The organism is Planctomycetota bacterium, from assembly GCA_016872555.1.
GTDB lineage: Bacteria > Planctomycetota > Planctomycetia > Pirellulales > UBA1268 > F1-20-MAGs016.
On sequence record VGZO01000019.1, the window covers coordinates 42,604 to 67,954 of the forward strand.

Below are 25,351 nucleotides of genomic sequence, written 5' to 3' on the forward strand. Positions count from 1 at the left end.
CTGTCCCGACCCCATCCCCGAGGAGCCGAGATGGCCAGCCCGTTTCCCACGTCGGTCGCCCGCACACCGCGCGGCGACATCGCCATCGAGTGGTCCGACGGCCTCCGCGCCGAATACTCGCCGCGCTTGCTCCGCGACGCCTGCCCGTGTGCCACCTGCCGCGAGCGGCGCGGGGCGGCGCCACCCGCGGCACCACTGCTCCCCGTGCTCGCGCCGGCCGATCTGGTCCCGTTGGCGGTGGCCACGATGCGTCCGGTCGGGCAGTATGCCTACGGAATCGAGTTCACCGACGGTCACGCCAGCGGGATCTACACGCTCGACTACCTCCATGAGCTGGGGGGTGGGGCGGCGCCGGGGCGCACCTCGACGCCGGCCGCCGACTGAGCCAGGCCCGCGGGCAGCGGCGTTGACTCCGTGGTACGCTCGGCGACCGGCCGCGGCCATACGGCTGCCCGGTGCACCCGGAGGGAAGGGTGCGGGGCCGGCGAACGGACGATCACGGGGGGAGCGATGCGAGTGGTGCGAAACGGATTCGGCCTGGTGAGCGCAGGGAGCGTGGCCCGCGTCGTCGTGGCGGTGCTCGGCACCGCGGCGACCGCCGCCGCGGCACAGCAGCCCCCGGCGGCTGCCGCCGATGCCGCCCCGGCCAAGGCGCCGGAAACGGTGACCGCCGAACGCGGTCGGTTCGAGGTCGCGCTCGAGGCCAAAGGCGACGTCGTTCCCCTCGACGCAGCGCTGATCGACTTCGACCCCCAGGCCTGGCAGCAGCCGCTGCGGATCGTCTCGGTCGTGCCCCATGGCTCCAAGGTGAACGCCGGCGACGTGATCATCCAATACGACACCAAGAAACTCGACCAGGCGATCGCCGACGCCGAGAGCGCCGCGGCCGTCGCCGAGAAAGCGCTCGAGATCGCCCGGCGCGAACTGCCGGTGAGCGAGGCCCTCCATCCCCTCGAGCTCGCCGCCGCCGAACGTGCCGGGCGGATCGCCGCCGAGGATCTCAAGCGCTGGCAGACCGTGGAGCGGAAGCAGACCGAGGAGCAGGCGCGGTTCGGCCTCAAGGCGGCGGAGGAGTTCCTCAAGTACGCCAACGAGGAGCTCCGCCAGCTCCAACAGATGTACAAGGACAAGGACCTCACCGAGGAGACGGAGGAGATGATCCTCCAGCGGACCCGGTTCGAGGTCGAGCAGGCGGAGTTCCGCCTCAAGAACTCGCGCCTCAACGCCGAGGAGCAGTTGTCCGTCGAGGTGCCGCGGCGCGACGAGGCGGTCGCTGCCGCCGCGGCCCGTGCCGCGCTCGACCTCGAGAAGGCCCGGGCGACGCTGCCGCTGCGCCTCGACCAGCAGCGCCTCACCGTCGCCAAGGAGGAGCTCGAGCGGGCCCAGGCGGCGCGCAAGCTCGCCGAACTGAAGGAGGACCGCCTCAAGACGACCCTCCGCGCACCGCGTTCCGGGATCGTGTACCACGGCCGGTTCCACGACGGCGCTTGGTCGACCGCGGCGGTGAGCAGCAAGGCGGCGGCCGGCCAGGACGCGCCCCCCGGGGAGATGATGTTCACCGTCGTCGATCCGGCCCGCGTCGGGTTCTCCGCCACGATCGAGGAGAAGGACCTGCACCTCGTCACCCCCGGGATCGCGGGCCGGGTGACGCCCGACGGCTACCCCGAGGCCGAGATCCCGGCGACACTCGCCGCTTTCAACGGCGTCCCGAAGAACGGCCGCTACCACGCCCAGTTCGCCGTCGCGCCCCCTGCCGGCGGGCCGGCGCTGCTCCCCGGGATGGGCGGCCGCCTCCGGGCCATCGTCCATGCCCGTCCCGACGCGGTGACGCTCCCGACCAGCGCCGTGTTCCGCGACGACGACGGCAGCCGCGTCGTCTACCTGCCGGGGCAGCCGGCGGCGCTGAAGCGCGTGGTCAAGGTCGGCCGGACGGCGGGTGATCGGATCGAGATTCTCGAGGGCGTCGCGGCTGGCGAGGCGGTGCTCGCCAAGCGCCCCTGAAGGTGATTGGCCAGGCGCCGAGGAGGGATCGAATGACGCGCGCGGGAATCGTCGTCGGCGTGCTCACGGCCATGGTCGGCCAAGCGTGGGCGCCGTCACGGGCAGACGAACCAGCGGCGGTGACGGCGCCCGAACGCCGCGCGCCCCCCCGGCCGGCGGCGGCCGAGCGCCTCTCGCCGGCGGAGCTCGACGGCGCCATCGACCGCGGGCGGCGGTTCCTCGTCGCCGTCCAGAACGACGATGGCTCGTTCGGCACGCCCGAACGCACCAAAGACCTCAATATCATCGCCGGCGTCGGCTCGCACCACGGCTTCCGTGCGGCGACGACCGCGCTGTGCGTGCAGGCGCTGATCGAGGAGACCGACGGCTCGCCGGAGGTGCTGCGCGCCATCGAACGCGGCGAGGCGTGGCTCATGGACGAGCTGCCCACGGTCCGCCGCGACGACCCGATGCTGATCTACAATGTCTGGTCGCACGGCTACGGCATCCAGGCCCTCGTGGCGATGCACGGCCGGCTCCCCGACGACGCCCAGCGGCGCGAGCGGATCGCCGGGCTGATCCGCGGGCAGTTCGAGAAGCTCGTCCGCTACGAGTCGGCCGAGGGGGGCTGGGGCTACTACGACTTCACCGCCGGCACGCAGCGCCCCGCGTCGAGCTCGACGAGCTTCGTCAACGCGATGGTCCTGATCGCCCTCGCCGACGCCCGCGCGATCGGCATCGAGCCCCCCGCGCGGATCACGCAGCGCGCCCTGGAATCGACGCGCAAGCAGCGGCTTCCCGACTACAGCTACCTGTACGGCAGCTACCTGCGGATGGAGCCGCGGATGGGGATCAACCGCCCCGCCGGCAGCCTTGGCCGCAGCCAGGCCTGCAACCTCGCCTTCCGGCTGTGGGGCGACCAGACGATCACCGACGGCGTGCTCGCCGAGTGGCTCGACCGTCTCATCCAGCGCAACGGTTGGCTCGATCTGGGGCGGAAGCGCCCCGTGCCCCACGAGTCGTTCTTCCAGGTGGCGGGCTACTTCTACTACTTCGGCCACTACTACGCGGCGCGGGTGATCGACATCCTCCCGGCGGCGGAGCGGCCGTTCTACCAGGACCACCTCGCGCGGATCCTGCTTGCGGTCCAGGATGCCGACGGCTCATGGTGGGACTATCCGCTCTACAACTACCACCAGCAATACGGCACGGCCTACGCGCTGATGTCGCTGCACCGCTGCCGCCGGGCGAACGACGCGCTGCCCGTGCCCGACCAACGCTGACGACCGCGGGAGGGACACCGCCGTGCCGACCGAAGCGACGCCCGGCGCCCTCGACAGGGCGCTTGGCAAGGCCTACCGGCGGCTCCTGCCGCTTCTCTTCCTCTGCTACGTCATCGCCTACGTCGACCGCACCAACGTGGCGATCGCGAAGCTGACGATGGCCAAGGACCTGCCGGCGTTCACCAATGACGTCATCGGTCTGGGCGCCGGGATCTTCTTCCTCGGCTATTTCCTCCTCGAGATCCCGGGGTCGATCATCGTCGAGCGCTGGAGCGCCCGGAAATGGATCTGCCGGATCATGGTCACGTGGGGGATCTGCGCGGCGCTGACCGCGTTCGTGAAGACGCCCTTGCAGTTCTACGCGGTGCGTTTTCTCCTCGGCCTCGCCGAGGCGGGGTTCTTCCCGGGGATCATCGTCTACCTGACGCACTGGTTCCCGGCGAAGGAGCGGGCCCGGGCGCTGTCGATCTTCCTCGTCGCCTCGCCGATCGCGATGATCGTCGGGCCGGCGCTGTCGCGGCTGCTGCTGCCGATCGGCACGGAGGAGGTGATCGACGGCGTGACGGTGGCCCATCCGCATCTCCTCGGCATGGCCGGATGGCAGTGGATCTACATCGCCTGGGGGATTCCGGCGGTGGTCGTCGGCCTGCTCGTGCTCGTGCTCATGCCCGACCGGCCGCACGACGCGGTCTGGCTGTCGCGCGACGAGGCCGACGCGCTCGAGGAACAGCTCGCGGCCGACACGCGCCGCCAGAAGGCGGCCCACATGCCGGTCTGGCAGGCGCTCACCAACCCGCGCGTGCTGCTGCTCGCACTGGCCTACTTCGGGATCGTGACGGCCAACTACGGGATCGAGTTTTTCCTCCCGAGCATCCTCGAAAAGACCTATGCGCTGAAGCTCGAGGAGGTCACGGTGCTGGTCATGCTCCCCTCGCTACTGGTGATCGTGGGGCAGATCTTCGTCGGGCGGAGTTCCGACCGCACCGGGGAGCGCCGCTGGCACGCGTCGGTGCCGGTGTTCATCGGCGCGGCGGCGCTGGTGGCGGGGGCGCTGGTCCGCGGCAACCTGCCGCTGACGGTGGCCTGTTTCGTGGTCGCTGCCGCGGGGATGAAGGCCTACATGCCCGCCTTCTGGGCGCTCCCCAACCTGTTCCTCGCCAGCACGGCGGCGGCCGGGAGCGTCGGGCTGATCAATTCGGTGGGGAACCTCGGCGGCTTCCTCGGGCCGACGCTCCTCGGGTTCGTCGACAAGACGACCGGGTCGTTCACGATCGGCCTGCTGATCACGGCGCTGACCGCCACGCTCTCGGCCTGCCTGATCGCGTCGCTACCGTTCGCCGCCGCGCCGCGGGAAGAGGATGCCGGCGGGGCCGACGACTCCGATCGGCACGACACCGGCCCCGTGCGCGTCGATGACGACGGCAATCCGTATCGCCGGCCGTTCGCCGACCAGTGAGCGTGCCGCCGTGCCGGATCTGGCCTCAGTCTCCACCGGAGGCATCGAGCCCGCAGGCAACCCCCGACATCACCGCCGCGATCCGCACCGCGTCGTGACAGGCTTCTTCGCTCGCGCCGAGGTGGACGAGACTCGCCTCGTGGCTCTGGATGCAGGCCTCGCACCCGGCCAGTGCCGCACAGCCGAGGCTCATCAGCTCGAAGTCGAGTTTCGACGTCGCCGGCTGCGCCATCCGCCCCATCCGCAGGCGCGCCGGCCGCGAGGCGTAGCTCTCCTTGCCCTCGCGGCCGTGGGCCACCATGTGGCGGAACCGGAAGTAGACCGTGTTCATCGCCATCAGCCCGGCGGCGGCGGTGGCGTCAGACACGACGGCGGCCGCGTCGCCCCCCAAGCTCGCGCGGAGATCCGCCTCCAGCGCCGCGGCGAGCGGCCCGCAGCGCAGGAACCGGGCCGCGGCCAGGGCCGTGCCGAGGGCCTGGGCGGGGGTGAGGTTCTCACCGGAGAGCACCGCCTGGGCGTTGAGGCGCAGGTCCTTGAGGTCGTCGGGGAGGCGGTCGCGGAGGGCATCGAGGGCGTCGAGCACGAGGGGCATGGGAACCTCACGAAAACGTGGCCCGCGGGATTCCCGCGGTGCGTTGAACGATCAGGCAGTCAGATGGTAGTGTTGGGGTGTTTGCCCGCACCGCGAAGGCCTTCATGCCGCGCCGCGACGATCTCCACACCATTCTGCTCATCGGATCCGGGCCGATCGTCATCGGGCAGGCCTGCGAATTCGACTATTCCGGTACCCAGGCCTGCAAGGCGCTGCGCGAAGACGGCTACCGCGTCGTCCTCGTCAACTCCAACCCGGCCACGATCATGACCGATCCGGGGACGGCCGACCGGACCTACATCGAGCCGTTGACGCCGGAGTTCATCGAAAAGGTCATCGAACTGGAGCGGCCCGACGCCGTCCTGCCGACGCTCGGGGGCCAAACCGCCCTCAACCTGGCGATGGATCTCCACCGCCGCGGCGTCCTCGACCGCCACGGCGTGGAGATGATCGGCGCCGACGCCGAGGCGATCCGCCGCGGCGAGGACCGCGAGATCTTCAAGGAGACGATGCGCCGCATCGGGCTGGAGACCTGCCGCGGGCGGATCGTCCGGAGCCTGGCCGAGGCCCGCGAGGTCCTCGGCGAGATCGGCCTGCCGGCGGTCATCCGCCCGAGTTTCACGCTCGGCGGGTCGGGCTCGGGGGTGGCCTACAACCGCGACGAGTTCGACTCCAAGGTGCAGCGCGGCCTCGATCTGTCTCCCGTCGGCGAGGTGCTGGTCGAGGAGTCGATCCTCGGCTGGAAGGAATACGAGATGGAGGTGATGCGCGACGCCGACGACAACGCCGTCATCATCTGCTCGATCGAGAACTTCGATCCGTGCGGCGTCCACACTGGCGATTCGATCACCGTGGCACCGGCGCTGACGCTCACCGACCGGCAATACCAGCGGATGCGCGACGCCAGCTTCGCGGTGATCCGCGCGATCGGCGTCGCCACCGGCGGGTCCAACATCCAGTTCGCCGTCGACCCGCGCACGGGGCGGATGATCGTCATCGAGATGAATCCGCGCGTCAGTCGGTCGTCGGCGCTGGCCAGCAAGGCGACCGGCTTCCCGATCGCCAAGATCGCCGCCAAGCTCGCCGTCGGGTGGCGACTCCACGAACTGGCCAACGACATCACCCGGCGCACGAAGGCCTGCTTCGAGCCGGCCATCGACTACGTCGTCGTCAAGGTGCCGCGCTTCGCGTTCGAGAAGTTTCCCGAGGCCGACAGCCGGCTGACGACGCAGATGAAGAGCGTCGGCGAGACGATGGCGATCGGGCGGACCTTCAAGGAAGCGCTGCAGAAGGCGCTCCGCGGTCTCGAGGTCGGCGCCTTCGGCCTCGGCTGCGACGGCAAAGACCTGTGGGGGACGGCCGCGGAGCCGACGGTCGACGACATCGTCGCCCGGATCTCGACTCCCGATCCGGACCGGATCTGGTGGCTCCGGTATGCCGTCAAGGCGGGGCTCTCGATCGACGAGATCCACGGCCACACCGGGATCGATCCCTGGTTCCTCGACCAGATCGTCCAAGTGGTCGAGCTGGAGAGCCTGCTGCGGACGGTGGGCAGCCTCGCCGAGATCGACACCGGCCTGCTCCGGGCCGCGAAGCAGGCCGGCTTCTCCGACCGGCAGCTCGGGACGCTGCTCCACGCCGCCGAGCTCGACGTGCGCCAGGAGCGGCTCCGCCGCGGCATCGTCGCCACCTACAAGGCCGTCGACACCTGCGCCGCCGAGTTCGAGGCCTTCACCCCCTACTACTACTCGACGTGGGAGGAGGAAGACGAGCTCCCGCCCCCCGAGCCGGGGCGGCGGCGGGTGATGATCCTCGGCGGCGGCCCCAACCGCATCGGCCAAGGGATCGAGTTCGACTACTGCTGCTGCCACGCCAGCTTCGCGCTCCGCGAGCTGGGCATCCAGAGCATCATGGTCAACTCCAACCCCGAGACGGTGAGCACCGACTACGACACCAGCGACATCCTGTTCTTCGAGCCGCTGACCTGCGAGGACGTGCTCAACATCGCCGATCGGATCGCCCCCGACGGCGTCATCGTCCAGCTCGGCGGGCAGACGCCGCTCAACCTCGCCCGCGCCCTCCACGGTGCCGGGCTGCCGATCATCGGCACGAGCGTCGACACCATCGAGGTCGCCGAGGACCGGGAGAAGTTCCGCGCCCTGCTCGACCGGCTCGGGCTCGCGCAGCCGGCCAGCGGCATCGCCCGGACCCTTGCCGGGGCCCGTGCCGAGGTCCAGCGGATCGGCTATCCGTCGCTCGTCCGCCCGAGCTACGTCCTCGGCGGCCGGGCGATGGAGATCTGCTACGACCAGCAGCAGTTCGACCGCTACGTCGCCGAGGCGTTCGCCGTCGCCCAGGGCCAGCCGGTGCTCATCGACCGGTTCCTCGAGGATGCCGTCGAGGTCGACGTCGATTGCATCGCCGACGGCAGCCGGGTCGTGATCGCCGGGGTGATGGAGCATATCGAGGAGGCGGGGGTCCACTCCGGTGACTCGGCCTGCTGCATCCCGCCCCACGGGCTGCCCGACGAGGTGGTCGCGGAGATCCGGGAGGCGGCGGCGGGCATGGCCCGGAGCCTCGGCGTGGTCGGCCTGATGAACGTCCAGTTCGCCGTCAAGCGCGAGGATGGCCGGCCGACGATCTACGTCATCGAGGCCAACCCCCGCGCCAGCCGCACCGTGCCGTTCGTCGCCAAGGCGACCGGCGTGCCGGTGGCGAAGGTGGCGGTGAAAGTGATGGCCGGCCAGTCGCTGGCGGAGCAGGGGATCGTCGCCGACCCCGTTCCGGTCCATGTCAGCGTCAAGGAGAGCGTGTTCCCGTTCGTGAAGTTCGCCGGCGTCGACATCGCCCTGGGGCCCGAGATGCGCTCCACCGGCGAGGTGATGGGCGTCGCCGACCGGTTCAGCATCGCGTTCGCGAAGAGCCAGATCGCCGCCGGGACCGTCCTGCCGCGCTCGGGGCGGATCTTCATCAGCGTGGCCAGCCCGCAGGCGAAGGAGGCGATCGTCGAGCCGGCTCGGCGCCTGGTGGCCCTGGGCTTCGAGCTGGTGGCCACGTCGGGCACGGCGCGCGTGCTGGCGGCGGCCGGGGTGCCGGTGGAGTCGGTGAAGAAGCTCCAGGAGGGCCACCCCAACCTCCTCGACATGCTCATCGACCGCCGCGTCCAGCTGATCTTCAACACCCCCCGCGGCAAGGGTGCGCGGACCGACGAGGGGCGGATCCGGGCGGCGAGCGTGCTCCACGGCGTGCCGTGCATCACCACGCTGCCGGCGGCGGAGGCCTGCATCCGCGCCATGGAGGCGATGCGGAGCGAATCGCTCTCCGTCCAGGCGCTCCAGGACCGGTTTCCGCAGACCGTGCCGGCCGGCTGAGCGGGGGCGTCGATGGTCGTCGCCGCCGGATTGTCGCCCGCCTGGCAGGCGATCATGCGCTTCCGGGCGCTCGTGCCCGGCGAGGTCAACCGCGCCACCGACGTGTGGCGCGGTGCCAGTGGCAAGGTGGTCAACGTCGCGATCGCGCTCCACTCACTCTCCTGCCCGCACCGCGCCGTGACGGTCCTCGGCGGCGCCGCGGGGCGGATGGTCGCCGACGACTGCGCCCGTGCGGGCGTGACGCTCTCCGCCGTCCCCACGGCGACCGCGACGCGGACCTGCACGACACTGCTCGACGAGGCGTCCGGCCGCACGACCGAGCTGGTCGAGAACGCCGCGCCGATCGCCGCCGACGAGCTCGCGGCCTTCGTCGCCGCTTTTGGAGCGGCCGTGGACGTTGCCGGCGCCGCCGTCCTTTCGGGGTCGCTGCCCGCCGCGACCCCGGCGACGCTGTACCGCGACCTGCTTGCGCGCACACGCTGCCCGGCGATCCTCGACGCGCGCGGGCCGGAGCTGCTCGAGGCGCTCCCGCTGCGGCCCCTGCTCGTGAAGCCCAACCGCGAGGAATTGGCGCGGACGGTGGGCCGGGAACTGGCCACGGAGGACGACGTCCGCGGGGCGATCGCCGGTCTCGTCGCCCGTGGCGCGCGGTGGGTGGTGGTCACCGACGGCCCGCGGCCGGTGGTCGTCGCCGGTCCCGACGGCGGCCGGTGGCGGATCGCGCCCCCGTCGCTCGACCGGATCGAGAACCCGATCGGCTCGGGTGATTGCCTTGCCGCCGGGTGTGCCGCGGCGCTCGTCGCCGGTCGGGAGCCGCTGTCAGCGGTCGTCCACGGCATCGCCTGTGCCGCGGCCAACTGCGGCACGCTCCTGGCCGGTCGCCTCGACCCGGCCGACGTCGCCCGCCTCGAGAGGCTCGTTGCAGTGGAGACGCTCTGAGCAGTGGAGACGCTCTGAGCAGTGGAGACGCTCTGAGCAGTGGAGACGCTCTGAGCAGTGGAGACGCTCTGAGCGGAGCAGCGTCAGGGCAGCTTCGTGAACCTGATCCGCCGGTACTCGAGCTGCCCCGAGTCTCCTTCGAGGCCGATCGGCCCGGTGGCGGGCACCGGCAGGGCCACTTCGAGGAGCTCGTCGTGGCAGCGGCACAGCGCCTTGCCGTCGATCACGGTGACGATCAGTTCGTTCCAGTCCTGCGGCTTGTAGTGCTGCAATTGCTTGTACGGGCCGGCGAGGCGGTAGTCGCGACACTGCAGCTGCGGGGCGCGGATGAAGACGCCGCTGTCGGCCGTCGGCGTGGCGCGGAACTCGAGCTTGAGGATGAAGTTGCCGGGGATCTCGCGCGTCGTCCACAGCTGCTCGACGCGGCGCCCCTCGGGAGGCGTGGTGACGACGATCCGGCCGTGCCGGACGACGTAGCGGCCATCGGGGCTGCTCGTACGGCCGTCGAGGTCGAGTTGCTTCTCGAGCGACTTCTGTTCCCGGTAGCCCCAGCCGGTGAGATCACGGCCGTTGAACAGCAGCTCGAACCCGGCTTCCGGCTGGAAATCGTCGGCGGGTACGGGCACGACGTCGAGCGTCTCGAGCACCGGGCGGATCGCCGCGACCCACTTCGCGTAGCCGGCGTCGTTGGGGTGGAGGAGGTCGGGAAACTCCTCCGGCGTGGCGTCGCCGGTCGGGCCGGCGAACAGGTTCCAGGTGTCGACCAACCGGACGCGCGGGTCGTTCTTGACCGCCGCGGCGACCAGGGCGTTGACCTTTTTGATCGCGTCGGCGGGGCGCTTCTTCTCGGCGGCGCTGGGAAACACCTGGCAGACGACGATCGGCGTCCGCGGATTGTGGGCCTCGATCCGGTCGATGATCGCGCGGACGTTGGCGGCGATCTGCTCCGGCGCGGCCCCTTCCTCGAGGTCGTTGGTGCCCATCAGCATCACGACCGCGGCCGGCTCGAGGGCGAGGACGTCGTCGGCGAGGCGGAGGAGCATGCCGCGGGTGGTGTCGCCGCTGATCCCGCGGTTGGCGAGCTTGGCGCCGGGGAAGGCCCCCTTGAAGTCGTCGGCGAAACCCTGCGTGATCGAGTCGCCGAGGAACACCACGGCCCGGGCATCGGCGGCACGGCGCGACGCCCAGGTGCCACGGCGCTCGTTCCACAGGTTCTTGAACCAGTCGTAGCGGCGGATCGGCCCGACGCCCGGGAGCCCCTCGTCGCTGTCGGGCAGGACGAGCGCCGCCGGCTCGTCGGCCCGGGGCGCGGCACCGGGCCGGCCGCCGATGGCAACCAGGCCGGTGAGGACCGCCACGACGAACCGGGGCAGGGCATGGCCACGAAGCGGGAGCGGGGACGGCGCGATCATGGCGGGGCTGGCTCGTGAGGGAATGGGGTCGATCGAACGTGCGGGAGGAATACGAACCGGGAAGCTGGAAACAGGATACAACCGCCACGTCGGTCCGGCGCGCGGCAGCGCCGGTGACGGAGCCTCCATGACGATCCCGTTTCCTCCCGTCATCCCCGTGCCCCGCCCGCTCCCCGCGCCGGTCGCCGACGAGCCGCCGCGGCTCACCGCCCGGACGCTCGAGGGGCTGGAGCGGGTGCTGGCCGGCGAATTGGCCGCCGTCGGCGCACTCGACCTGCGGATCGGCCGGCGGACGATCGAGTTTTCGGCGCCGCCGGATCGGCAGCGCGAGACGCTGTACCGCGCGGTCCTCGAGTGCCGGACGGCGATCCGCGTGCTCGAACCCCTCGGGCGGTTCCCGGTGACCTCGCCGGAGGAGCTGTATGCCGCGGTGGCGACGATCGACTGGCGCGAGCAGCTCCGTATCAAGGACACGCTCCGCGTCGACGCCGCGATCCACGACACGTTCACGACCCACTCGCTGTATGCGGTGCAGGTCGTGAAAGACGCGATCGTCGACCAGCTCCGCACGCCGAGCGGGCGGCGGCCGAGCGTGGAGCTGCGCGGGGCGACGCTGCGCGTCGGCCTGCACCTGGTGGGGAACGTCGCCACGGTGTTCCGCGACGCTGCCGGCCGCTCGCTCCACCAGCGCGGCTGGCGGACCGGGGAGGTCGAGGCGCCGCTCTCGGAGGTGCTCGCCGCCGGGATCCTCGCGATCGCCGGCTGGGAGCCCGGCGAGGCGCTCCTCGATCCGCTGTGCGGGTCCGGGACGCTGGTCGTCGAGGCGGCGACGCGTGCCGCCGGCATCGCCCCCGGACTGTGGCGCGCCCGGCGCGAGGGGCACGGCTTCTTCCGGTTCCGCGACTGCGACCGGGACTTGGCGGCGCGGATCGTCGCCGATCTCGAAGCCCGGGTGAGGCCGCCGGCCGGGAGCTTCCAGGCGAGCGACCTCGATCCGCGCGCCGTCGAGGCGGCGCGGGCCTGTGCCACGGCGGCCGGGGTGGCGGGGGCGATCGTGATCGAAAGGCGGCACTTCGAGGAGGCGCGTCCCGCCGCGCCGGCGGGCCTGGTGGTCACCAATCCGCCGTATGGCGAGCGCCTCCCGGTGCCGCGGGCCGGGGCGCTGTTCCGCCGGCTCGGCGATTGGCTCGTGCAGCGATGCGGCGGCTGGCGCGCGGCGATCCTCGCCCCCGATTCCCCCGTCGCCGGCCACCTCGGCCTGCGGCCGGTGCACCGCGTGGCGCTTGCCAACGGGCCGATCGCCTGCCGGCTGCTCGAGCTCGAGATCCGCCCCCGGCCCGCCCCGTCGCCGGCAGAGCCGACCACTGGCGCGCCGGCGGATGGCACCGCGGGCCATCCGCCATCCCCCGGCGCTGCCGCTGGCCAGGCGCCGGCAGCGCCCGCGGGCCCGCCGCGGAGCGGCGGCCGGCCCGTTGAAGACCAGCTCGGCGACTTCCGCCGCCGGCTCGCCAAGCGCTTCAAGCACCTCGCGCGCTTCGCGCGGCGCCAGGGGACCGACGCGTTCCGCGTGTACGACCGCGACATCCCCGAGGTCCCGCTGGTGATCGACTGGTACGCCGGTTGGCTGCACGCCGCCGAGTACGAGCGGCCCCACGAGCGGAGCGAGGCCGAGCACGAAGTTTGGCTCGATCGGATGGTCGAGGCGGCGGCGGCCGAGCTCGGCGTGGCCCCGGCCCGCGTGTTCCTCAAGCTGCGGCGCCGGCAGCGCGGCGGCGAGCAGTATGAGAAGGTCGATGCCCGCGAGGCCCTCCTCGACGTCGCCGAGGGGGGGTTGCGCTTCCGGGTGAATCTCTCCGACTACGTCGACACCGGGCTGTTCCTCGACCACCGCACGACCCGGGCGCTGGTCCGCGGCGAGGCGACCGGCAAGCGATTCGCCAACCTGTTCTGCTACACCGGCGCGTTTTCGGTCCACGCCGCCGCCGGCGGCGCGGTCGAGACGACGAGTGTCGACCTCTCCAACACCTACCTCGACTGGACGCGCACCAACCTCGCCTTGAACGGCTTCAAGGACGCCGGTCGCCACCGCACCGTGCGCGACGATGCCCGCGCCTTCCTCGAGCACCGCGCCCGGCGCGGCGAGGCGCCGTTCGACCTCGTGGTCGTCGATCCGCCGACGTTCTCCCGGTCGGCACGCTCCGAAACAGACTGGGACGTGCAGCGCGACCACGCAGGGTTACTCGACCTGGTCGCCCGGAATCTCGTCTCCGGAGGGGTGGTGTACTTCTCGACCAACTTCCGCCGCTTCCACCTCGCCACCGCCGATCTCGAACCGCTGTACACCCTCCGCGAGATCACCCAGCGGACGATCCCCGAGGACTTCCGCAACCAGCGGATCCACCGCGCCTGGCGGCTGGTGCGCCGGTGAGGCGGGGGTGGTCAGCGGCCGCCGAGGAGGGCCGGGGCGTTGCGGCGGCGCGGCGGTCGTTTACCATCTCTCCATGCCTGTCCCGCGCTTCTCCCGCCGCGCGTCGTGCCTGCTCGCGGCCGCGGTCGCGGCCGGCTGCCGTCCGGCCGACCCGAACGTGGTGCGGATCGTGTCGAGCCTGCCACGGACCGGCAGCGCGAAGCAGCAGTCCGACACGATCGTCAACGGCATCCGGATGGCGATCGAGGAAGCCGGAGGGCGCGTCGGGCCGTTTCGGATCGAGTATCTCGATCTCGACGATTCGACTGCCGCCGCCGGCCAGTGGACCAGCGAGGCGGAGGCCGCCAATGCCCGCCGTGCGCTGCAGGATCCCGACGTCTGCGCCTACATCGGCACCTACAACTCCGGTGCCGCGAAGGTGGCGATGCCGATCCTCAACCAGGGCGATCTGCTGATGGTGTCGCCGGCCAACACCGCCGTCGGCCTGACCAAACCGGGGCTCGGGGAGCCGGGGGAGCCGGAGGTCTACCGGCCGACCGGCGCGCGCAACTACATGCGCGTCGTCCCCGCCGACGACATCCAGGGGCCGCTGTCGGCCGACTGGGCACACGCCAAGGGGTGGCGCAGGGTGATGATCCTCGACGACAACGAGGTCTACGGGAAGGGGATCGCCGACCTGTTCGACGAGCGCTGCCGGGAGCTGGGGATCGAGGTCCTCGGCCACGACTCGATCGACTCGCGGGCCCAGGAATTCAAGTCGTTGATGGCGAGCATCAAGGCGGCCGAGCCCGATCTGGTCTATTTCGGTGGCACGACGCAGAGCAAAGGGGGCCAGCTCGCCAAGGACCTCGCCGGGGCGGGGATCACCGCCAAGCTCCTCGTGCCCGACGGCTGCATGGAGCAGGCGTTCATCGACGCCGCTGGCGCGGCCACGCTCGAGGGGCGCTGCTACGTGACGTTCGGCGGCCTCCCGCCCGAGCGGCTCACCGGCAAGGGGGCCGACTTCGTCGCCGAATACAAGCGCCGCCACGGCACGCTGCCCGAGGCCTACGCCGTCTACGGCTACGAGGCGACCTGCGTCGCGCTCCACGCGATCCGCACCGTTGGCGCCAAGGACCGGCGCGCGATCGCCGACGCCGCCCTCGCCCTGCGGAATTACGAGGGAGCGCTGGGCCGATGGAGCGTCGATGCCAACGGCGACACGAGCCTGCGCACGCTCACCATCAGCGCGGTCCGCGGCGGTGCGTTCGTGTTCGAGGCGGCGATCGACGACACCGCGGCGGCCGAACCGGCCGCCGGCGCCGCACCCTGACCGGCCCCCGGAATCCGCCGCCGTGCAGTTCTTCCTCCAGCAGTGTCTGATCGGGCTCACCAACGGGGCGCTGGTGGCGCTGGTGGCACTGGGCTACACGATGGTCTACGGGATCATCGGCCTGATCAACTTCGCCCACGGCGACCTGATCATGCTCGGGGCCTGCCTGGCGCTGTCGCTGGTCGGGCTGCTGGGGCTGGCGGGCGCCGGGGTGGCAGGCTCGATCGCCGGGATCGTGTTTCTCGTCGTCGCCTGCGGCACGTTCTGCGGACTGCTCAACGTCGCCGTCGACCGGCTCGTCTACCGGCCGCTGCGGACCGCCCCGAAGCTGGCGCCGTTGGTGTCGGCGATCGGCGTGTCGTTCATCTTCATGAACATCGGGCTGTTCTGGATCGGGCCGGCCGATCGGTCGTTTCCCGACCTCCTCCCCGCCGGCAATCTCCTCGGCGACGACGGGCTGCGGTTCGCCGCCAAGGATCTGCTCGTCGTCGCGGTGGTGGTGCCGCTGATGGTCCTGCTGAGCATCCTGGTGCGGGTCACGCCACTCGGCCGGGCGATGCGCGCCGTATCGCAGGACCAGACGGTGGCGATGCTCGTCGGCATCGACGTCGACCGGGTGATCGCCGCGACGTTCTTCATCGGCGGGTTCCTCGGCGGCGCGGCGAGCGTGATCTACGGCCTGTACATCAACACCATCGGCTTCCAGATGGGGTTCCAGAACGGCCTCTACGCGTTCACCGCCGCGGTCATCGGTGGCATCGGCAGTATTCCCGGCGCCGTCGTCGGCGGCCTCGTGATCGGCCTGGTCCGGTCGCTGGCCAGCGCCGTCGTCGGGGAGCGGTGGACGGGGGCCGTCGTGTTCACGATCCTGATCGTGATCCTCGTGTTCCGCCCGGAAGGCCTGCTCGGCCGCCGCACCCGCGAGAAGGTTTGAGCATGGCTACCACGCGCCGAGCCCCGGTCCGGCCCGCCCTGCGGCCCTGGCTGCGCGCCCATTGGGACGTGGTGGCGCTGGTGGCCCTCGCCGCGGCGCCGGCGCTCGTCCCCGCGCTCGGCGGGGCGCTCGGCGGGCAGATGACGACGCTGTTCATCTCCTGCATCCTGGCGCTGGGTCTCAACGTGATGGTCGGCTACACCGGCCTGGTCCATCTCGGGATCGCGGCCTTCTTCGGGATCGGTGCCTATGCGGTGGCGATCCTCACCGTGCCGATGAATCCGTTCCAACTCGGCTTCGCCCCCGCGGCGGTGCTCGCCACCGCGCTGTGCGCCGGCGTCGGGCTGGCGCTGGGCGCGCCGACGCTGCGCCTCCGCGGCGACTACCTGGCGATCGTGACGCTCGGCTTCAGCGAGGTCGTCAAGGTGATGCTCCGCAACCTCGAGCAGATCACCGGCGGGATGAAGGGCCTCAACCCGGTGCCGCCGCCGGGGGCCGGGGTGACACTCGGCGGGATCGACCTCGGCCGGGCCTTCGCCACCGACCCGCGCTGGTTCTACTACCTGTCGCTGGCCGTTCTCGCCGCGGTCGTCGTCGCGCTGCGGCGACTGGAGCGGTCGCGGCTCGGGCGGGCGTGGGTCGCCGTCCGCGAGGACGAACTGGCGGCGACTGCGATGGGGGTTTCGGCGACGCGCGTGAAGCTCTCCGCCTTCGCCCTGTCGTCCGCGGTGGCCGGCCTGGCGGGCTGCCTCTACGCCGCCAGCCTCTCGACCACCGCCGATCCCAACGCCTACGACTTCAACCGCTCGATCATGGTCCTGTGTGCCGTGATCCTCGGCGGTCTGGGGAGCATCCCCGGCACGCTTCTCGGCGTGGCGATCCTCGTCGGCTTCGACACCGTTCTCGCCCCCTGGGCCGACGCCTGGATCCAGGAGATGCGGATCAATCCCTCCGGCTCGAGCCTGCTGTCGTTCAGCGGCTGGCGGCTGGCGGTGTTCGGCACGGCGCTGGTGCTGGTGATGCGCTACCGGCCCGAGGGCCTCGTCCCGGCCCGCCGCGAGGCGGCCCACACCGCCGGGGTGCGGCCATGAGCGGGGCCCCGCTGGCGTCGTCCGTGCCGCTCCTCGACGTCGACCGGCTGACGATCCGGTTCGGGGGGCTGGTCGCCGTGTCGGACCTCGACCTCGAGGTGCCGGCCGGGAGCGTGGTGTCGCTCATCGGCCCCAACGGCGCCGGCAAGACCACCGCCTTCAACTGCATCAGCGGCATCTATCCTCCTTCCGGCGGTACGGTGCGGTTCCTCGGGCGCCGGCTGCAGCGTGCGTTCACCGCGGCCACGTTCTGGCAGGCGATGGGGGTCGGGCTCCTCATCGGGCTGCTCCTGGCGGCGGCGGCCGTCGACGCCGATCGCCTCTGGCAGGCGGTGGTGAAGCGCGGGATGGTGACCGGCGAGCCGTTCACGCTCGCCGGCGCGATGGCACGGCTGCGCGGCTACTTCCGCGCCGAGCTGGCGATCGACCAGATGGCGGGCAAGTGGCGCGTCGTCAGCGCCGACGGCCGCGACGTGCTCGCCATCCGCCGCGACCTCGCGGAGGCCCGCCGCGTGCGCGACCTGCTCCAGGCGGCGGTCACGGCCAGGCGCGCCGGGCCGGGGACGGTGCCCGACGCCAGTGACCTCGACCGCGGAGCCGGCGCCGCTCCCGCCATCGAGATTCCCCGGGTGCCCGAGGAGGTCCTCGACCGTCTCGCCCGTGGCAAGGACGTGATCCGCCGCCGCGGCTGGCTCGGGCTCGGCGCCGGGTGGCTGGTCGGTGTCGCCGGTGCGGTGGCGATTTGGCGGCGCGGCCGCCGCGCGCCGGAGGTGGTCGCCCGGGCGGGGATCGCGCGGACGTTCCAGAACATCCGTCTGTTCCGCCAGATGACGGTCCTCGAAAACGTCCTCGTCGGCCTCGACCGTTCGATCCCCGGCGGCGTCCCCGCCATGCTCCTGGGCACCGCGTCGATGCGGCGGGCGGAGGAAGGGGCCCGGGCCACGGCGCTCGACACCCTGGCGTTCGTCGGCCTGGCCGGGGCCGCGAACCGGATCGCCGGCGAACTGCCCTACGGCGACCAGCGGCGTCTCGAGATCGCCCGGGCCGTGGCGACCGGCGCGTCGCTGATCCTCCTCGACGAACCGGCCGCGGGCATGAATCCCGCCGAAGCCCTCGAGCTGGCGGGCCTGGTCGAGCGGCTGCGGGCGCGCGGGCTGACGGTGCTGCTCATCGAGCACCACATGAACGTCGTGATGCGGGTCAGCGACCGCGTCGTCGTCCTCGACCACGGCGTCAAGATCGCGGAGGGCACGCCGGAGGAGGTGCGGCGCGACCCGCGGGTGATCGAGGCCTACCTCGGCGGTGAGGAGTAGGGGATGGCGCTGCTCGAGGTACGAGACCTGGCCGCGGGCTACGGACCGATCCGCGCCCTCGATGGCGTGTCCCTCGACGTCGACGTCGGGGAGTTGGTGGCGATCATCGGCGCCAACGGTGCCGGCAAGACCACGCTGCTGCTGGCGATTTCGGGGGTCGTCCCGCCGCGCGCGGGGCGCGTCACCTTCGACGGCCACGACCTCGCCGGCCGGCCCGTCCACCGCATCGTCCGCCTCGGCATCGGGCACGCGCCGGAGGGACGGCGGATTTTCCCCCGGCTCTCCGTGCGCGAGAACCTCGAGATCGGCGGCCAGGCGCGCGGCGACCGCGCCGGCGTGCAGCGCGACATCGACGAGGTCTGTGCACTGTTTCCCGTTCTCGGCCAGCGCCTTTCCCAGGCCGGCGGCACGCTCTCCGGCGGCGAGCAGCAGATGCTCGCCCTCGGCCGCGCGCTGGTTGGCCGCCCGCGGCTCCTGCTCCTCGACGAGCCGTCGCTCGGGCTGGCGCCCTTGGTGGTGGCGAAGATCTTCGAGGTCATCGCCGCGCTGGCCGCCCGGGGGATCGCCGTCGTGCTCGTCGAGCAGAACGCCCGCGTCGCCCTCCGCCAGGCCGGGCGCGGGTACGTGCTGGAGAGCGGGCGGATCACCCTCTCCGGCAGCGGCGCCGAGCTGGCGGGGGATCGCCGCGTCCGCGAGGCCTACCTCGGCGAGGGCTGAGCGTCAGGCCAGGGCCCGCGACTTCTCGTCGATCACCTGGAGGAGCTCGTCCCAGCTCTTCACGAACGCCTCGGCGCCCTGCGCCTGGAGCTGCTCGCCGAGGGCGGCGGTGTCGACACCGCCGCGGGCGATCTCGAACAGCACCCGCTCCGCCTGGCCCCCCCCGCTCGACAGCGGCTCGGCGAGCGTCCCGTGGTCGGCGAACGCCAGCAGCGTCGCCTCGGGCATCGTGTTGACGGTGTTGGGGGCGATCAGGCTGCGGACGTAGAGATGGTCGGAGAGGCTCTTGTCTTTCGTCCCCGTGCTGGCGAACAGCAGCCGTTGCGGCCAGGCGCCGAAGTTCGCCAGGCGCTGGCAGCGGTCGGAGGCGATGAGCTCACGGTAGGCCTGGTAGCAGCGCTGGCCGATGGCGATGCCGAGCCGGTGCCGCAGCCCGTCGGGGAGCCGGGTGGCGGTCGCCCCGTCCCAGCGGCTGATGAACAGCGACGCCACCGAGCAGACGCGCGGGTCGAGACCGGCGTCGATCCGCCGCTCGATGCCGCGGAGGTAGGCGTCGGCGGCGGCGAGGTATTGCTCGCGCGTGAACAGCAGCGTGACGTTGACCGGCACGCCGGCGAAGATCGCCTCCTCGATCGCAGGCAGTCCGGCCGGTGTGCCGGGGATCTTGATGAACAGGTTGGGGCGCGCGGCCCGGGCGTGGAGGTCGCGGGCGGCGGCGAGCGTGCTGGCGGTGTCGTAGGCGAGGCGCGGCGAGACCTCGAGCGACACCCAGCCGTCGATCCCCCCGGTCAGTTCGTGGACCGGCCGGAACAGGTCGGCGGCCCGGACCAGATCCTCGATCGCCAGCTCGAAGAACAATTCCTCGCCCGACCGCCCCGCGCTCCGCTTCCGGGCGATGGCGTCGTCGTAGAAGTCGCTCCCCTTGACCGCCTGATTGAAGATCGTCGGGTTGCTCGTCAGGCCCGTCACCGAAAGCTCGTCGATGTACCGGGCGAGCGTCCCGTCGTCGAGGATGCCGCGGGTGATGTTGTCGAGCCACAGGCTCTGGCCGAGGTGGCGAAGACTGGACGTGACGCGGTTCATGGCGGGATCCGGTAAGGGGGAAGGGCACCGGCCCCCCGGCCGACGCGTCCCCACTCTACCCGGGTATCGGCCGCCCCGCGACGATGTCGAGGATCACGGCCCCGAAATCGGCGAGCCGTTTCTCGCCGATGCCCCGGCAGCGGAGCAGGGCGGCAGGGGAGGCGGGGCGCTCGCGGGCGATCGCCCGGAGGGCCTTGTCGTCGAGGATCGTCCAGGCCGGCTTGCCCCGCGCGTCGGCGACCCGGCGCCGCCAGACGCGGAGCCGCTCGAACAGGTCGCGGTCGACGCCCTCCCAGTCGTCGGTCTCGCCCTTGGTGGGGCGGGTGGAACGCGCGGCGCGTGGCTCGAGGAGGACGACGGGACGATTGCCCTTGAGGACCTCCCAGGAGCGCTCGTTGAGCGCGATCACGGGCCGGTCGCCCCCTGAGCGGTCGAGGAGCTCGAGGTCGAGGAGCTGGTGGACGAGGTTCTCGGCGGTCCGCTGGTCGAGCGTCGGCAGCAGGCCGAACGTCGAGAGGCGGTCGTGGCCGTGGCGCAGGACCGCCTCGGTGCGCGCCCCGCGCAGCACCTCGCAGACGTGGCGGACGCCGAACCGCTGCTGCACCCGGGCGACGCACGAGAGGATCTTCTGGGCGGTGACGGTCGCCTCCGGCAGCGCGTCGGTTTCGCCGAGGCAGACGTCGCAGGCACCGCACGCCGCCGGGGGGTAGGCCTGGCCGAAATACTCCGACAGCGCCGCATGGCGGCAGCGCGCGGCCTGGGCGTAGCGGCGCATCGCATGGAGATGCTCCATCTGGCCGGCGACGAGCGCCGCCGATTCGTCGGCGCCGAGCTCGGCTTCGGCGGCGCTGCGGCGCACCAGCGCCTCCCAGCTGAACACGTCGGCCGACGAATAGAGGAGCACGCACTCCGCCGCCAGGCCGTCGCGTCCGGCGCGGCCGGTCTCCTGCTGGTAGGCCTCGAGGCTCTTCGGGAGGCCGGTGTGGAGCACGAGCCGGACGTCCGAGCGGTCGATCCCCATCCCGAAGGCGACGGTGGCGACGACGACGTCGATCGTCTCGCGGGCGAACGCCTCCTGCGTGCGGCGCCGCTCCCCCTGGTCGAGACCGGCATGGTAGGGCCGGGCGAGGAACCCGGCGGCGGCGAGCCGCGCGGCGAGCCGCTCGGTCTCGGCGCGCGAGATGCAGTAGACGATCGAGGCCTCGCCGCGGTGACGGCCGAGGATCTCGGCCACCTGGGCGTTGCGGTCGGTCCGTGGCACGACGCGGTAGCAGAGGTTGGGGCGGTCGAACGTGCCGACGAGGACCGTCGGCCGGCGCAGCGACAGCTGGGCGACGATGTCGTCGCGGACGCGCGGCGTGGCGGTGGCCGTGAAGGCATGGAGGCTGGCCGCCGGGAAGCGCTCGCGGAGCAGCGCCAGCTGCCGGTATTCGGGGCGGAAATCGTGCCCCCAGTGGCTGATGCAGTGGGCCTCGTCGATCGCGAACCGCTTGACCCCGACCGTGGCGAGGAGGTCGAGCAGGCCGGTGTTGACCAGCCGCTCCGGCGCCGTGAACAGGAGGCGCAACTCCCCGGCGGCAAGCCGCTCGCGGATCCGCCCGCGCTCCGCCGGCGACAGGCCCCCGTGGAGGGCTGCGGCGGGATAGCCGATCGCCTCGAGGCCGTCGACCTGGTCCTTCATCAGCGCTACCAGCGGCGAGATCACCACGTCGGTCGAATCGCCAACCAACGGGGGCAACTGGTAGCACAGGCTCTTGCCGCCCCCGGTGGGCATCACGACCAGCGAGTCGCGGCCGCCGAGGGCGGCGTCGATCGCGTCGGCCTGGAGGGGGCGGAGCTTGTCGAATCCCCACCAGCGTTGGAGGATCGCGGCCACGCGGGCGTCGGCCGGCGGGCCGGCGCCGTCGCCGGGAGGCGGGCAGGCATCGGGCCGGTGGTCGTACGTGGATGCCGTCCGTGGCACGAGCGCACCTGGGGTGAGACGGAAGCTGGACAGACTACCAGACGGCCGAGCCACCCGAGGCCATGGAGGGCTTTGGCCACGGTAAAGATCAAACGGCCGCTGGATGCGGCCGACGCTGGCGTTCCGCGCGGTCCCTGAGTGGACAAAGGCCATGGAGGGCTTTGGCCACGGTAAAGCTACGATGCACCGGATCGATGCCGACCGAACCGAGCGGGGGACCAATCGTGGATTCGTCGTTGAAGCAGGTGGTGTCGCGCCTCGCAACCGGGAGCACGCGGCACGCCGGTCGGGATCCCGCGGCACGCGCGCGGCTGGCGATCGAGACCGCGCGGTGCACGGCGACCGCCGCCGCCGACTGGGTCCGTGAGGCGGTCGCCATCAAACGCGCCGCCGCGCCCGCGCCGGCGGCCGGCACGGCGCGGGCGGAGGAGACCGCGACCGGCCCGCTGGCGACACTGCGGCTCCTGCTGATCACGGCCCGCTGCCTCGGGCAGATCGCGGCGGAGGGGAGGCCGCGGCCGGCTGCGGGCGCCCCGCGGTTCAGCGCCGCCGCGGCCGGACGGCGGTTTGTCGCGATCGACGTGCTGCCGGAGCCGGGGCTGTCAGACATGGCGATCTTCGGCGGCCACACGGCCACCGTCCGCTGCATCGACCCGGGGGGCCCCGAGGCGTTCGAGCGCGCCTGGCGCGACGAAGCCGCCCGGCGGAGCGCCGCCGGTGGCGTCGCCGTGGTGCTCGGTGCCGGTAACGTCACCGCCTTGTCTGTCGGCGACGGCATCAGCCAGATCTTCGAGCATGGCCGCAGCGTTGTCCTCAAGCCGCATCCGGTCCATGCCGCGCTCGAGCCGGTCTTCCGGCGGGCGCTGGCGCCGCTGATCGAGGCCGACCTGCTGGAGATCGTTCCCGGAGGCACCGACGTGGCGGCGGCGCTGGTCGCCGAGCCGGGCGTCGGGCACGTCCATCTCACCGGCGGTGAGGCGGCGTTCGACGCGCTCGTCTGGGGTTGCCGCGGTCCCCACCGTGCCGGCGACGTGCCCCGCCTGTCGAAGCCGATCACCTGCGAACTGGGCAACGTGACGCCATGGATCGTCCTGCCGGCGCGCTACTCGGCCGCCGAACTGAAGCGGCAGGCCGATTGCGTCGCGGCGTCGATCCTCAACAACACGTCGTTCAACTGCATCGCCACCAAGTGTCTGGTCACCTGCCGGGGATGGGACCAGCGCGAGGCCTTCCTCGCCGCCGTCGCCAGGCGGCTGGCCGCTGCCCCGGCCCGGCAAGCCTGGTATCCCGGGGCGGCCGCTCTCTGGGAGCAGGCGACGGGCACCGCGGCGCCCGCCGACGGCAGTCTTCCCTGGGTGCTGCGGCAGGGGATCGACCCGGCCCGCGACGGCACACTGCTCGATCGCGAGTGGTTCGTGCCGGTGGCCGCCGAGGTGCCGCTCGACGCGTCCGGCATCGACGATTTCTGTGCGCGGGCGACCGAGCTCTGCCGCCGTCTGCCCGGCACGCTCGCCGCGAGCGTGACGCTGCCACGTGGCCTCTCCCCCCACGACGCCCGGCGTGCCGATCTGCTCGTCGAGCACCTCGAATACGGCACGGTGGCGGTCAACACCTGGTCGGCGTTGGCCTATGCGACGACGAGCGTGCCCTGGGGGGGGTTCCCCGGCGCCACGCTCGCCGAACCGGGCAGCGGCATCGGCTGGGTCCACGATCCGCACTTCCTGCCGCTCGTGCACAACACCGTGCTGCGGGCGCCGCTGTCGAGTTGGATGGTGCCGGCGTGGTTTCCCTGGCATGCCGGCGGCGAGCGCCTCGCCAGCGGCGTGGTCGGCATGTACGGCTCCCGTGCCAGGGGGCAGTCGTCGCTGCCGCAGTTGCTCGCGATGCTGCCGGCAGCGCTGGGAGGCGGGGGCTGACCGGGTGGGGCATGAAAGATGGGGAGGCTGGCTGCCACGCCGGTCGAACCCGGGGCAAACAGCCCTTGTCGGACCGGAGCAGGGCTGGGACAGTCCGCCCCCCCGGGGTGCCTGCCGCATGCCTCATCCGCCACGAGATTCCCGCCCCGCGCGGCGCCGCGATGCCCCCCCGGCCGACCGCGGTGCGGGGCGACTGGAGCGCCGGTCGCAGCGTGAGCGGACTGCCCGGACGTGCGACGGGGGCATCCGGCGCCGGACGTTTCGATGCCGCGCCCTGTGCTTGACGCTGGCCGGCGGCCTGGCCCTCGGCGCCGACGGAATTCAGGCGTCGGAGGCCGAGAGCGCGTTTCTCCGGGGGATCGCGCCGCATTCGCTGTGGCTGCAGACGATCGAGGCGGTCGGTGGCGAGTGGCCGATCGTGTCCACCGTCGCCCCCGATCTGTCGCGTGACCCCCCCGGCCCGGGGCTCGTGCGCTCGGCGTGGTTCGAAGTTCCCCCGGACGCGGACGGAGCGGAGTGGCACCCCCTCCCGCGACGCCAGCGGGTCGTGGCCCGGATTCGCCCGGTTGCCGACGGGGCCTGGGTCGATACGGTCGTCGAGACGGCGACGATCGGCACGGGTGACGATACCGACGGACTGTCCGCGACCGGAGCAGGGGGTGTCGCGTGGGCCTGGAACCCGTCGACCGCGTCTGCCGGGATCGGCGCTTTAGCGGTGTCGTTGGTCGTCGCCGACGCCGCCGTCGTGCCCTTACCCGACGTACCCGTCTTCCCGGCCGAAACCTGGAGCGATCCGGCGCCGCGCGGCGGGCCGCCCTGGGCGGGTAGCCGCTTTCCGCGGGTTTCCCGCACGCTGCACAAACTGCTCGCCGATCAGCGTCACTTCTACGACGACGAAGCGCTCGTCTGCATGGCGGCCGCGTTCGGCGCGGGAGCGTTGATGGCCAACACCGGGTTCGACACCACCGTGCAGACCGCCTGGCAGCAGAGCGTCACCCCGACCGACCTGGGGAAGTTCTTCTCGGGATGCAAGGACATCGGCGAGGGGCGCTACGCGCTGTCGGTGTTCGGCGCCGCCGCGGCGACGGGATTGATTCTCGAGGGGCGTCCGACGGGGGACGTGATCGGCGAGTGGGGGTCACGGTCGCTGCGGATGTTCGTCGTCGGCGCAGCGCCAGTGTACGTCCTCCAGCTCGCCACCGGGGCATCGCGGCCCGGAGAAAGCCCGGCGGGGAGCAAATGGCATTTTTTCAACGACAACAATGGCGTCAGCGGCCATGCGTTCGTCGGCGCCATCCCCTTCCTGGCCGCCGCCGAGATGGCGGAAAGCCCGTGGGCGAAGGGAGGACTGCTGGTCTGCTCGACCTTCGTCGCCTTCTCCCGGGTCACCGACAACGCCCACTATCCGTCGCAGGCGTTTCTCGGCTGGTACCTCGCCTGGGCGAGTGCCGTGGCCGTGGACCGCACGGAGTGGCAGTACGCCGGGATGGACATCAGCCTCGTGCCGATGCCGATGGCAGATCTCGGCGGCATGTCCGTCGAGGCCCGCTGGTGAGCGCGG

Annotated in this window: 18 protein-coding genes and 1 pseudogene; 15 read left to right on the forward strand and 4 right to left on the reverse strand. The window is 72.1% G+C overall.

Annotated features, from left to right (window positions below; translation table 11 throughout):
• Positions 1-30 precede the first annotated feature (30 nt).
• The 4 genes from FJ309_08425 (at position 31) to FJ309_08440 (ending at position 4,719) form a co-directional block, all read left to right on the forward strand.
• Positions 31-384: a DUF971 domain-containing protein gene (locus tag FJ309_08425; protein MBM3954623.1), complete on the forward strand. Its 354-nt coding sequence runs from the start codon at positions 31-33 to the stop codon at positions 382-384.
• A 126-nt stretch (positions 385-510) separates the two neighbouring features.
• Complete coding sequence (locus FJ309_08430) at positions 511-2,001, forward strand: HlyD family efflux transporter periplasmic adaptor subunit (GenBank protein ID MBM3954624.1); 1,491 nt, start codon at positions 511-513, stop codon at positions 1,999-2,001.
• A gap of 32 nt (positions 2,002-2,033) precedes the next feature.
• Positions 2,034-3,263: a terpene cyclase/mutase family protein gene (locus FJ309_08435; GenBank protein MBM3954625.1), complete on the forward strand. Its 1,230-nt coding sequence runs from the start codon at positions 2,034-2,036 to the stop codon at positions 3,261-3,263.
• 22 nt (positions 3,264-3,285) lie between these two features.
• Positions 3,286-4,719, forward strand: coding sequence for an MFS transporter (locus FJ309_08440; protein MBM3954626.1), 1,434 nt, complete (start codon positions 3,286-3,288; stop codon positions 4,717-4,719).
• Between the two features lie 25 nt (positions 4,720-4,744).
• On the opposite strand, the gene FJ309_08445 is transcribed toward FJ309_08440, so the two are convergent.
• A complete protein-coding gene (locus FJ309_08445; protein MBM3954627.1) occupies positions 4,745-5,311 on the reverse strand; it encodes an alkyl hydroperoxide reductase in 567 nt (188 codons plus the stop codon).
• Positions 5,312-5,415: 104 nt separating this feature from the next.
• On the opposite strand from FJ309_08445, the gene carB reads away from it, so the two are divergent.
• On the forward strand, positions 5,416-8,682 hold the full coding sequence (gene carB, locus FJ309_08450; GenBank protein MBM3954628.1) for a carbamoyl-phosphate synthase large subunit: 3,267 nt from the start codon (positions 5,416-5,418) through the stop codon (positions 8,680-8,682).
• A gap of 12 nt (positions 8,683-8,694) precedes the next feature.
• Positions 8,695-9,621 (forward strand): hypothetical protein, encoded by a 927-nt coding sequence (locus FJ309_08455; GenBank protein ID MBM3954629.1) that lies wholly within the window; start codon positions 8,695-8,697, stop codon positions 9,619-9,621.
• 83 nt (positions 9,622-9,704) lie between these two features.
• Here the strand turns inward: FJ309_08455 and FJ309_08460 are convergent, their stop codons facing one another.
• Positions 9,705-11,033, reverse strand: a complete 1,329-nt coding sequence (locus FJ309_08460) for a DUF1080 domain-containing protein (GenBank protein MBM3954630.1) — start codon at positions 11,031-11,033, stop codon at positions 9,705-9,707.
• On the opposite strand from FJ309_08460, the gene rlmKL reads away from it, so the two are divergent.
• From rlmKL to FJ309_08495, 7 genes and pseudogenes are all read left to right on the forward strand, one after another.
• Positions 10,951-13,461, forward strand: a complete 2,511-nt coding sequence (gene rlmKL / locus FJ309_08465) for a bifunctional 23S rRNA (guanine(2069)-N(7))-methyltransferase RlmK/23S rRNA (guanine(2445)-N(2))-methyltransferase RlmL (protein ID MBM3954631.1) — start codon at positions 10,951-10,953, stop codon at positions 13,459-13,461. The two genes, FJ309_08460 and rlmKL, sit on opposite strands and share 83 nt — an antisense overlap.
• Positions 13,462-13,534: 73 nt before the next feature.
• Positions 13,535-14,773, forward strand: coding sequence for a branched-chain amino acid ABC transporter substrate-binding protein (locus FJ309_08470; protein MBM3954632.1), 1,239 nt, complete (start codon positions 13,535-13,537; stop codon positions 14,771-14,773).
• Entirely contained in the window at positions 14,649-15,707 is a 1,059-nt protein-coding gene (locus FJ309_08475) for a branched-chain amino acid ABC transporter permease (GenBank protein ID MBM3954633.1), read from the forward strand. The genes FJ309_08470 and FJ309_08475 overlap by 125 nt, the downstream gene beginning before the upstream one ends.
• 2 nt (positions 15,708-15,709) lie before the next feature.
• Entirely contained in the window at positions 15,710-16,798 is a 1,089-nt protein-coding gene (locus FJ309_08480; protein MBM3954634.1) for a branched-chain amino acid ABC transporter permease, read from the forward strand.
• Positions 16,795-17,001, forward strand: a pseudogene (locus tag FJ309_08485) (ATP-binding cassette domain-containing protein). Before FJ309_08480 ends, FJ309_08485 begins: the two are co-directional and overlap by 4 nt.
• Positions 17,002-17,229: 228 nt before the next feature.
• A complete protein-coding gene (locus FJ309_08490) occupies positions 17,230-18,111 on the forward strand; it encodes an ABC transporter ATP-binding protein (GenBank protein ID MBM3954635.1) in 882 nt (293 codons plus the stop codon).
• A 9-nt stretch (positions 18,112-18,120) separates the two neighbouring features.
• Positions 18,121-18,828, forward strand: coding sequence for an ABC transporter ATP-binding protein (locus FJ309_08495; protein MBM3954636.1), 708 nt, complete (start codon positions 18,121-18,123; stop codon positions 18,826-18,828).
• A 3-nt stretch (positions 18,829-18,831) separates the two neighbouring features.
• Here the strand turns inward: FJ309_08495 and tal are convergent, their stop codons facing one another.
• Positions 18,832-19,911: a transaldolase gene (gene tal, locus FJ309_08500; GenBank protein ID MBM3954637.1), complete on the reverse strand. Its 1,080-nt coding sequence runs from the start codon at positions 19,909-19,911 to the stop codon at positions 18,832-18,834.
• 55 nt (positions 19,912-19,966) lie between these two features.
• A complete protein-coding gene (locus tag FJ309_08505; GenBank protein MBM3954638.1) occupies positions 19,967-22,027 on the reverse strand; it encodes a RecQ family ATP-dependent DNA helicase in 2,061 nt (686 codons plus the stop codon).
• Between FJ309_08505 and FJ309_08510 the strand changes: the two genes are divergently transcribed.
• The gene (locus FJ309_08510) at positions 21,937-23,790 is read left to right on the forward strand and encodes an aldehyde dehydrogenase family protein (protein MBM3954639.1); all 1,854 of its coding nucleotides are present in this window, start codon (positions 21,937-21,939) and stop codon (positions 23,788-23,790) included. The genes FJ309_08505 and FJ309_08510 overlap by 91 nt on opposite strands.
• Positions 23,504-25,345 carry a phosphatase PAP2 family protein gene (locus FJ309_08515; protein MBM3954640.1) on the forward strand — a complete coding sequence of 614 codons (1,842 nt, stop codon included), beginning with the start codon at positions 23,504-23,506 and terminating at the stop codon, positions 25,343-25,345. The genes FJ309_08510 and FJ309_08515 overlap by 287 nt, the downstream gene beginning before the upstream one ends.
• Positions 25,346-25,351 lie beyond the last annotated feature (6 nt).

Bases quoted from the DNA above. Each gene is read 5' to 3' on its own strand.
- FJ309_08425 (MBM3954623.1), top strand. From the start codon at position 31: ATGGCCAGCCCGTTTCCCACGTCGGTCGCCCGCACACCGCGCGGCGAC.
- FJ309_08430 (MBM3954624.1), top strand. From the start codon at position 511: ATGCGAGTGGTGCGAAACGGATTCGGCCTGGTGAGCGCAGGGAGCGTG.
- FJ309_08435 (MBM3954625.1), top strand. From the start codon at position 2,034: ATGACGCGCGCGGGAATCGTCGTCGGCGTGCTCACGGCCATGGTCGGC.
- FJ309_08445 (MBM3954627.1), bottom strand. From the start codon at position 5,311: ATGCCCCTCGTGCTCGACGCCCTCGATGCCCTCCGCGACCGCCTCCCC.
- carB (MBM3954628.1), top strand. From the start codon at position 5,416: ATGCCGCGCCGCGACGATCTCCACACCATTCTGCTCATCGGATCCGGG.
- FJ309_08455 (MBM3954629.1), top strand. From the start codon at position 8,695: ATGGTCGTCGCCGCCGGATTGTCGCCCGCCTGGCAGGCGATCATGCGC.
- rlmKL (MBM3954631.1), top strand. From the start codon at position 10,951: ATGGCAACCAGGCCGGTGAGGACCGCCACGACGAACCGGGGCAGGGCA.
- FJ309_08460 (MBM3954630.1), bottom strand. From the start codon at position 11,033: ATGATCGCGCCGTCCCCGCTCCCGCTTCGTGGCCATGCCCTGCCCCGG.
- FJ309_08470 (MBM3954632.1), top strand. From the start codon at position 13,535: ATGCCTGTCCCGCGCTTCTCCCGCCGCGCGTCGTGCCTGCTCGCGGCC.
- FJ309_08475 (MBM3954633.1), top strand. From the start codon at position 14,649: ATGCCAACGGCGACACGAGCCTGCGCACGCTCACCATCAGCGCGGTCC.
- FJ309_08480 (MBM3954634.1), top strand. From the start codon at position 15,710: ATGGCTACCACGCGCCGAGCCCCGGTCCGGCCCGCCCTGCGGCCCTGG.
- FJ309_08490 (MBM3954635.1), top strand. From the start codon at position 17,230: ATGGCGGGCAAGTGGCGCGTCGTCAGCGCCGACGGCCGCGACGTGCTC.
- tal (MBM3954637.1), bottom strand. From the start codon at position 19,911: ATGAACCGCGTCACGTCCAGTCTTCGCCACCTCGGCCAGAGCCTGTGG.
- FJ309_08510 (MBM3954639.1), top strand. From the start codon at position 21,937: ATGGAGGGCTTTGGCCACGGTAAAGATCAAACGGCCGCTGGATGCGGC.
- FJ309_08505 (MBM3954638.1), bottom strand. From the start codon at position 22,027: ATGGCCTTTGTCCACTCAGGGACCGCGCGGAACGCCAGCGTCGGCCGC.
- FJ309_08515 (MBM3954640.1), top strand. From the start codon at position 23,504: ATGCGACGACGAGCGTGCCCTGGGGGGGGTTCCCCGGCGCCACGCTCG.